Annotated in this window: 1 pseudogene; it reads right to left on the bottom strand. The window is 64.1% G+C overall.

Features of this window, described 5'->3' with window-relative positions:
- Nucleotides 1-231, bottom strand: a pseudogene (locus FQ668_RS28370) (hypothetical protein); the annotation flags it as partial.

Genomic DNA, 231 nt, shown 5'->3' with positions numbered 1-231 from the left:
GGCTGCTTCCATGCCGTCGACCGGCCCGGAAAATCGGCCCAACCGTTCAACGCACTCAAAAAATCCGGTACGCGGCAAACGGCTGGCACCCTGACTGATCACCAGAGAGCTGCGCAATGGCTGCTCGGCGCGGGCATCCAGCACCGCCAGATACTCCAGCGCGGCCGTCAGCGTCTGCATGGCCGGGCTGGGCAACTGCAAGCGCTCGATCAGCGCTCGATAGGTCAGCAA

Origin of the sequence: Pseudomonas sp. Kh14, assembly GCF_900291005.1 — a bacterium.
GTDB classification, from domain to species: Bacteria; Pseudomonadota; Gammaproteobacteria; order Pseudomonadales; family Pseudomonadaceae; genus Aquipseudomonas; species Aquipseudomonas alloputida.
The sequence above is the reverse complement of the archived record's forward strand: the minus strand, read 5'-3'. Positions and strand labels throughout refer to the sequence as shown.